At 56.8% G+C, this 7,674-nt stretch carries 7 protein-coding genes; all 7 read left to right on the top strand.

Going from position 1 to position 7,674, the window contains the following annotated elements; all coding sequences use genetic code 11:
• Window positions 1-515: SIS domain-containing protein (locus NTW95_00495; protein ID MCX6555904.1), on the top strand; the 515-nt coding region annotated here is incomplete at its 5' end.
• Complete coding sequence (locus tag NTW95_00490; GenBank protein ID MCX6555903.1) at window positions 499-1,686, top strand: pyridoxal phosphate-dependent aminotransferase; 1,188 nt, start codon at window positions 499-501, stop codon at window positions 1,684-1,686. The genes NTW95_00495 and NTW95_00490, both read left to right, overlap by 17 nt.
• Window positions 1,687-1,733: 47 nt before the next feature.
• Window positions 1,734-3,407, top strand: coding sequence for a penicillin-binding transpeptidase domain-containing protein (locus NTW95_00485; GenBank protein MCX6555902.1), 1,674 nt, complete (start codon window positions 1,734-1,736; stop codon window positions 3,405-3,407).
• A complete protein-coding gene (locus NTW95_00480) occupies window positions 3,404-4,933 on the top strand; it encodes a hypothetical protein (protein MCX6555901.1) in 1,530 nt (509 codons plus the stop codon). Before NTW95_00485 ends, NTW95_00480 begins: the two co-directional genes overlap by 4 nt.
• Window positions 4,934-4,970: 37 nt before the next feature.
• Window positions 4,971-5,777, top strand: coding sequence for a DUF1848 domain-containing protein (locus NTW95_00475; protein MCX6555900.1), 807 nt, complete (start codon window positions 4,971-4,973; stop codon window positions 5,775-5,777).
• Window positions 5,778-6,104: 327 nt separating this feature from the next.
• On the top strand, window positions 6,105-6,383 hold the full coding sequence (locus NTW95_00470; GenBank protein MCX6555899.1) for a killer suppression protein HigA: 279 nt from the start codon (window positions 6,105-6,107) through the stop codon (window positions 6,381-6,383).
• 11 nt (window positions 6,384-6,394) lie between these two features.
• A complete protein-coding gene (locus tag NTW95_00465; GenBank protein MCX6555898.1) occupies window positions 6,395-7,480 on the top strand; it encodes an ImmA/IrrE family metallo-endopeptidase in 1,086 nt (361 codons plus the stop codon).
• Window positions 7,481-7,674: the final 194 nt, after the last annotated feature.

Raw genomic sequence — 7,674 nt, 5'->3', positions numbered from 1 at the left:
TGGCCGAAGCCATCGCCGGCATGGAAAAAGCACTGCGCCTTGGCAACAAGGTGCTGGTGTTCGGCAACGGCGGTTCGGCGACCCAGTCCTCGCATTTCGCCGCCGAGCTGGTCAACAAATTCTATTTCCGGCGCCGGGCCCTGCCGGCCCTGGCTTTGAGCGCCGACATGGCCAACGTGACCTCCATCGCCAACGATGAGGAGTTCGGCGTTGTTTTTTCCCGCCAGGTCGAGGCCTTCGCCGCCAAGGGCGATGTGGCGCTGGGCATTACCACCAGCGGCCGGTCGGCCAACGTCCTGCAGGCCCTGGCCGCGGCCAGGGAAAGGGGGCTGCTGACCATCGCCCTGGCCGGGCGCCAGGTCGACGCGTTGCGGGCGATCCCGGCCGCTATCGTGATCGCGGTCGATGCCGACGACACGCCGACGATCCAGGAGATGCACCTGTTTGTCCTGCATGTCATGGCCGAAATGATCGAAAAGCAACTGTGCGGAGGAAACCATGATCACACTGTCTGAGCGCGTGCAAACCATGACCAGTTCGCCGACGCTGAAACTGGTGCAAATCAAGAACCAGCTGCAGGCCCAGGGCAAGGTCATCCTTGATTTCGGAGCCGGCGAACCCGATTTTCCCACCCCGGAAAACATCAAGAAGGCCGGCATCGCCGCCATTAAGAAAAACTTCACCAAATACACGACCACCTCGGGGATCGTTGAACTGAAAAAAGCCATCCAGCTGGTCTATGAGCGGGAGCAGGGATTCGCCCCCGGCGAAAAGCAGATCGTGGTTTCGCCCGGCAGCAAGTACAGTTTGTTCCTGCTGCTGCAGGCCGTGATCAATCCCGGCGACGAGGTGATCATCCCGCGCCCCTACTGGGTCTCCTACCCGGAAATGGTGAAATTCTGCGGCGGCCAAACGGTTTATGCCGATCACCTGCAGCCGGAAAGGCTTTTCGAACTGACCGCCGCTTCGTACATCTCCCGCTGCAGCGCCAGAACCAAGGCGGTGATCGTCAATTCCCCCTCCAATCCCACCGGCAAGATCATGGCCGGAGAAGAGCTGCGGCAGTTGATCGATTTTTTTTACCGCAAGAACATCCTGGTCGTCATCGACGATTGCTACCGCAAGATCATCTACACCGAACAGGCATACCCGTCGCCGATGAATCTGCTCCCGGAAGCGCGGGAGATGGTCGCCGTGGTCAGCTCGCTGTCCAAGACCTTCGCCATGACCGGTTGGCGCATCGGCTACAGCATCGTTTCCGAACCCTTGGCCGCGGCCATGACCAAGATCCAGGAGCACTCCACCTCCAACGCTTGCTCAATTTCGCAAAAGGCGGCGGTGGAAGCGCTGAGCGGCGATGCTCGGGCGGTGCAGGAGATGGTGGCCGAGTATCGCCGCCGCCGCGATTATTTTGCCGGCCGCGTCGACGGGATCGGCCGCATCGGCTATGCCATGCCCGACGGCGCCTTTTATTTCTTCGCCGATTTTTCCCACGACATCACCCAGAAGAAATTCGCCGATGACAACCAGCTGGCCATGGACATCCTCGAGAAATTGAACATCATCCTGGTGCCGGGATCGGCCTTCGGCGCCCCCAACCACCTGCGCATCTCGTACGCCACCTCCATGAAAGACATCCGCGCCGGCCTGGACAGGCTTTTCGCCTATCTGCGCGCAGACAGGTAGCGTGCGACCATGCCCCGGGTTGCGCGGCATCGAGAAGCGGCAGGCTGATGGTGCTCGATTACAAGGACGTGGCCTTTTCCTTCAAGAACCGGCAGGCGCGCCGGCGCCGGCAGCACCTGAAGCTGCTCATGCTGGCACTGCTGGTCGTCGCCGTTTTTTGCGGCACCCGTTACCTGCGCGTGCGCATCGCCGTCGCTGGGATCCAGGACCTGCTGCTCAACGATCAGGCGCCGGCGGCCGGTAAAAAAATCGACGCGCTGGCCGGCTCGTTTTTTTTGCGCGGCAGCATCCGCGAGCTGCGGGCGCTGTGCGACCTGATGCAGGGACGGCTGGACGCCGCCCGGGGGCGGCTGGCCGAGCTCAACCGGGACCAGGTCGTGACGTCGCTGCCGTCGGGCCGTTTTCAAAAATATTTCATCGACCGCGGCGAATACCTGAAACTGAAGATCTACACCGATTATCTGCGGCCCCGGGGCGGCGACGAGATCATGTGGTACCACGCCCTGGTGCAAGCCGCGTTTTTCAACGGCGGCGAATCGGAAAAGGCCGTCGCCGGGATTTCCCCGGCCTACAAGAAAAACAACGCCAAGGCGCTGACGCTGCTGGGCGAGGTCAACGCCAGCTTGCGCCGGGGGCGGATCGACTACATTTTCGATCGCAGCGATGCGCCGTTGGCCTATTTTGACGTCCGCCAGGGAAGGACCCGTTCGCTGCTGCCGGGCCTGGATTTCGCCGCTTTCGACGCCCAGATAAAACAGGGCATCCGCTTCTTCAGGCTGACCATCGACGCCGGGCTGCAGCGAAAACTCGAACGCCTTTTTGACGGCTTTTACGGCTCGCTGCTGGTGTTGGATCTGCCCGAGAACGGCATCCTGGCGGCGTACTCAAAACCCAAGTCCTTCCGGGCCGCCAATGCCGTGTTTGCCGAAACCTATGAACCGGGGTCGATCATCAAGATCGTCACCCTGCTGGCTTATTTGCGCCAGGCTGACCAGGGCGTGTTTCCCATTGACTGCCGCGGGCAGGCGGTTCTGGCCGGCAAGGCGTTTTATGACTGGAGTGCGCACGGCCTGGTCAAGGACTATGTCGCGGCGCTGGCCCTGTCCTGCAACATCAGTTTTGCCCGCATGGGCTTGAAAGTGGGGCCCGAACTGCTGGCCAGCCTGCTCGAGCTCTTCCGTTTCAACTCCCGGACGCTCGCCGACTGGTTCCTGGAATTCAGGACCGGCGCCTTCACGCTCGCGCCGGATTCCGTTGCCGAGCTGGCCAACCTGGCAACCGGCCTTGGCAAAATTTCACTCACCACGGTTCATGCCGCCATGCTGGCGTCCGTTTTTTCCCAAAACGGCACCTGGTTTTCGCCCTATATCATCGACGATGCCAAGAGCATCCTCGATCTCGGCTTCTACAGCCACGACGCACGGCCAGTGCGCCTGCTCAACGACGATATGAATTTCGCCCGCGTGCGCAAGGCCATGCGCGCGGTGGTCAACGATGAAAACGGGACCGGCCGCCGCGCCTGGTCGGCCGAGGCCGATCTGGCCATTAAAACCGGGGCGGCCGGCGACAGCCGGACCGGGCTTGATGCGCTGGTCATCGGCTATGTCCCAGCCGAAAAGCCCCGTTACGCTTTCGCGTTCAGGCTGGAAGGGGGCGGGAATGTCGCGCTCAACGGCGCCCCATTCCTGCGCGAGCTCATCAAACTGTTGCCGCTGCCATGATCATGAAAAAAAACAGCATCGTGCTTGCCGGGCTGCTCCTGGCGGCCGGCCTTTCGGCCCAGATCATGGTGCTGCCCTTCAAGGTCGACACCCAGAACCATGCCTCGACCCAATGGCTGGGAAAAGCCGTTTCCTTCTACCTGCTCTCCGGCCTTTTGTTGAACGATCTGCCGGCGGTCGACCACGAGGAGGTCCAGTTTGCCATGAACCGCAACCTGGTCCGCTTCCCTTTCGAGATCACCAAGGCCACGGCCATGGAACTGGCCAGGGAAAACCAAGCCGACCGTCTGCTCTGGGGGGAAATCTTGTACAGCGGCAAAAGCGCTTCCCAGGTCGTGATCAAGGTTTTTCTGATCGACCTCAAGGCGGGGGCCCAGCATCATCTGCCCGTGCTCAAGGGCGATTTGAAGGACATTTACCGCGTCCAGGAAGAATTGCTCAGGGAGGTGATCAAGGTCATCGCCAGGGAAAAAACGGAAATCCGTTTCCCGCAATTGAACTTGGCCCTGCCCGATTACGAGAAATTCATCAAGAGCCTCCTGCTGGCCGGCAACGGAAAAAAACTGGACCTGCTGCTGTCGATCAGCGAAAAGGGCGCCCGCTCCGATTTTCTCAATTTCGAGCTGGCCAAGAGCTACCTGGAGAAGGGCGATCTCGTTGGCAGCGAATCCTGGTTGAACCGCTTGCCGGCCGACTCGCCGCTTAGGGATAAAAGGGACTTTCTTTCCGCCCTGGTCAATTTCGCCAACAACCAGATCGACTTGGCGCTGAACCAGTTCATCCGCCTTCAGCGCCAGAACATCTATGCCGTCGCCACCAACAACAACCTGGGCGTCATCTACCAGCAGAAGAACGATTTCCCGACCGCCGAGAAATGCCTGCGCTACGCCCTGTATCTGAAGAAGGATCCGGAAATTTTCGGCAACCTGGTCCGCCTGCTTCAGGCCATGGGCCAGGGCGCCAGGGCCGCCGAGGAATTGAACCGCGCTCTCCAGCTTTTTCCGGACGACGAACGGCTGCTGAAGCAGTTTGCCGTTTTCCTGAATGCCAGCGAGAACCGGGAATTGCTGACCCAGGCCTTCAGCAATTTCGTTCCCCTGCCGTCCTTGAGCGAGGAGTCGGCGCCGCTGCAGCCGCTGCTTAAAAATCCCTTCCAGCTCAATTCATCGTCCGGGGACCAGGCCGACGGCAATCCGTTCTACATCGAAGCGCGAAATCTTTTCCTGGAAAATGATTTCAGCGGCGCGCTGCAGAAGGCGGAGGAGGCCATGGAGGTCAACCCGTTCTCGCCCGAGAATCACCATTTGCTGGCCCTGCTTTACCTGCAGAAGCAGAATTATCCGCAAGGCGAGATCTACGCCCAGAGCGCACTGTTCCTGAAGGACAGCGCGGACAATTTTCTGCTGCAGATCAAGATATACCAGGCCTGGAAAAAAGGGGAAAAAGCCAGGAAAACCCTGGCCGCGGCTCTGGGCAAATTTCCCCAGAATGCCGAACTGCTGGAGCTGAAAGGCCGCGGCCTCTGATGCTTCCGACGGCGCGGGTTGTCCCATGGAAAGTCCGATGATCGTCAGCGTTTCCAGGCGCGGCGATGTCCCCGCTTTTCACAGCCCGTGGTTCATGGATTGCCTGCGCCGCGGCGAGGCGGTCGTGGCCAATCCCTTCCGCCCGAAACAAAGCAGGGTAGTCGATTTGCGCCGCGACGCCGTCGCTGCGCTCGTCTTCTGGAGCCGCGACGTTCGGCCGCTCATGGTGCACCTGGATGAGATCGACGGCCGTGGGTATCCCTACTATTTCCTGATCACGCTCACCGCTTACCCCCGCTCCCTGGAGCCCGCTACCCCCGGGCTGGAAGCGGCGCGTTCTTTTTTTGAAGCGTTGGCGGCCCGCATCGGCCGCCAGCGGATCATCTGGCGCTACGACCCGGTCCTCTTCAGCACCGCGACCGCCTGGGATTTTCACCGGGTAAATTTCCTGAAGCTGGCCGGGATGCTGGCGCCGTTCGCCTTCCGCGTCATCGTCAGTTTCTTCGATCCCTATCGCAAGGCGCTCCAGCGGCTGAAAAAATACGGCATCGACGGCGAAAATGCCGCCGGCAGCGCGGGACAGCGGACCCAGTTGCTCGCGCATTTTGCCGCGGTAGCCGGGGAGTTCCAGCTGGAGATCCAGAGCTGCGCCGAAGAAGCTTCGGCAGCCGGCGTTGATCCCGGCAAATGCATCGACGAAAAATTGCTAAATGAACTTTTCGGCCTGAACCTGGCCTATCGCAAGGACCCGAACCAAAGGAAATTGTGCCTCTGCCAGGAGAGCGTCGACATCGGCAGCTACGGCACCTGTCGCCACGGCTGCCTGTATTGCTATGCCCGCTGAATACTTTTTATGATTTTGACCAGTATTGATTCGAATTTCCTAAAAGAGTATATTTTATCAAAAGAGAACGGAGAGAAGTGCACTTTTTCAATCTTATTTATTATTGGTCAGCTTCAAAGGAAAAGAAAAATTCAGTGATCGATTTTGAGACCTCTGGGCAGAATGATAGGGTGATTGTGATCCATCAAGGTATGGGGTCTTTTTCAAAAGCTAAGGAATTATTTAAATTAACACGACATGTTAATTATTTGTTGACATTTGGGAAAAACAATGCTATTAACGTTTAAGACGAATAAACTGAGAAAGGAGTGTTCTTCGGAACGCGAAATGAAGCGAAAATATGGGGACAAGATGGCTGGCAAGCTAAAGCAGAGGTTGATGGAATTGCAAGCTGCAGATTGTCTCGCCATTATGTCGCATTTGCCTCCGGCTCGTTGCCACGAATTGACGGGCAATTACAAGTGGCATTTTTCTGTCGATCTCGAGCAACCCATGCGCTTGATTTTTAGACCTGTCAACAAGCCTCTTCCGGTAACAGCGGATAGGAGTATTGATAAGGGATTGGTCACAGAAATTGAGGTTGTCTCTATTGAGGATACACATTAAATGAGGCCTATATGAGTATTAAAAAACAGTTGCGATTTGAACCAGATTATGCCGTGCCGCCGGGAGTCTCCCTTCAGGAAGTGAGCAAGTCCCTCGGCATGGGTCAAAAAGAGCTTGCCTTGCGAACATCTCTGACCGTTCAAACCTTAAATCGTATTTATAAGGGTGTGCAGCCCATCACTTATGAAACCGCGAACCGGCTGGAATTGGTTACCGGAGTCCCCGCCCGCTTCTGGAACAACTTGGAATCCCAGTATCGAGAGCAGTTGGAGCGAATCGAAGAAAAAGAAAGATTGGTTGAAGGATTGGAATGGCTGAAAAAGATTCCACTCAAAGAACTTCTCAAGCGCAAGGTAGTGCAAGGGCAAAAGGATTCTGTTTTACAACTTCGCGAAGTGCTGACATTTTACGGAGTCAGCAGTGTGGAAGCCTGGAAAGAGATATGGGAAAGACCTGCCGTGGCGGCGCGCCGGTCTCAATGCTTTAATACCGATTCGGGTTCCGCTTCGGCCTGGATCCGCATCGGTGAGCTGAAGGCTCAAAGAATCAACTGCCAAGCTTATGATAAAGCGAAATTCGAAACGGCTTTGCGAGAGATCCGATCCCTGACCTGCAAGGAACCCGATGCGTTTGAACCCAAAATGCAGCGCTTATGCGCCGATGCCGGCGTGGCGCTGGCATTGGTCAAAGAAATGCCGAAAGTGCCCTGGAATGGAGCCACGAAATGGCTGACCCCGACCAAGGCCATGATTATTTTGTGCCTGCGCGGCAAAGGGGAGGATCGGTTCTGGTTCTCCTTTTTTCATGAAGCGGGGCATGTATTGCACGACAGTAAAAAAGATCTTTTGATTAATGATGGCAGCACGGATGATCCGCGAGAGCTAATTGCAAATGATTTTGCCAAAGAATTTTTGATCCCAGGGGAATTTGATTCCAGGATCATCCATGCCAAGACTGATACGGAACTTATAAGAATTGCAAAGGAGCTCAACATCTCCCGGGGAATCGTCGCTGGCCGATATCAATTTCTCACTAAAAAATGGAATTTCCACAAGCATCTCATTAGGAAGTTTTCATGGGATCCTTCCATGGGATGATCTGAGAAAAAATGCCGATATCATGTGATTCTATTCGAGTTGGATGCGTTCTCTCAGGCTCACTTTTCAATGAACCTATGCGCGTGGAAACGGTTCATTCCGATCCATCAGGAAATCTGAACTTGGGGCTTGTTGGCGCAAATTCCGATCGTTTCCGAAAAGTCACCCTTTCTGCTACGGATTTAGAAGGATTG

Source organism: Candidatus Aminicenantes bacterium (assembly GCA_026393795.1).
Classification (GTDB): Bacteria; Acidobacteriota; Aminicenantia; order UBA2199; family UBA2199; genus UBA2199.
Note: the sequence above shows the minus strand (reverse complement) of the source record. Positions and strands in the feature narration are given on the sequence as shown.

What these genes read in the sequence shown, in the direction of transcription:
- NTW95_00490 (MCX6555903.1), top strand. Translation starts at nt 499, where the DNA reads ATGATCACACTGTCTGAGCGCGTGCAAACCATGACCAGTTCGCCGACG.
- NTW95_00485 (MCX6555902.1), top strand. Translation starts at nt 1,734, where the DNA reads ATGGTGCTCGATTACAAGGACGTGGCCTTTTCCTTCAAGAACCGGCAG.
- NTW95_00480 (MCX6555901.1), top strand. Translation starts at nt 3,404, where the DNA reads ATGATCATGAAAAAAAACAGCATCGTGCTTGCCGGGCTGCTCCTGGCG.
- NTW95_00475 (MCX6555900.1), top strand. Translation starts at nt 4,971, where the DNA reads ATGATCGTCAGCGTTTCCAGGCGCGGCGATGTCCCCGCTTTTCACAGC.
- NTW95_00470 (MCX6555899.1), top strand. Translation starts at nt 6,105, where the DNA reads ATGAAGCGAAAATATGGGGACAAGATGGCTGGCAAGCTAAAGCAGAGG.
- NTW95_00465 (MCX6555898.1), top strand. Translation starts at nt 6,395, where the DNA reads ATGAGTATTAAAAAACAGTTGCGATTTGAACCAGATTATGCCGTGCCG.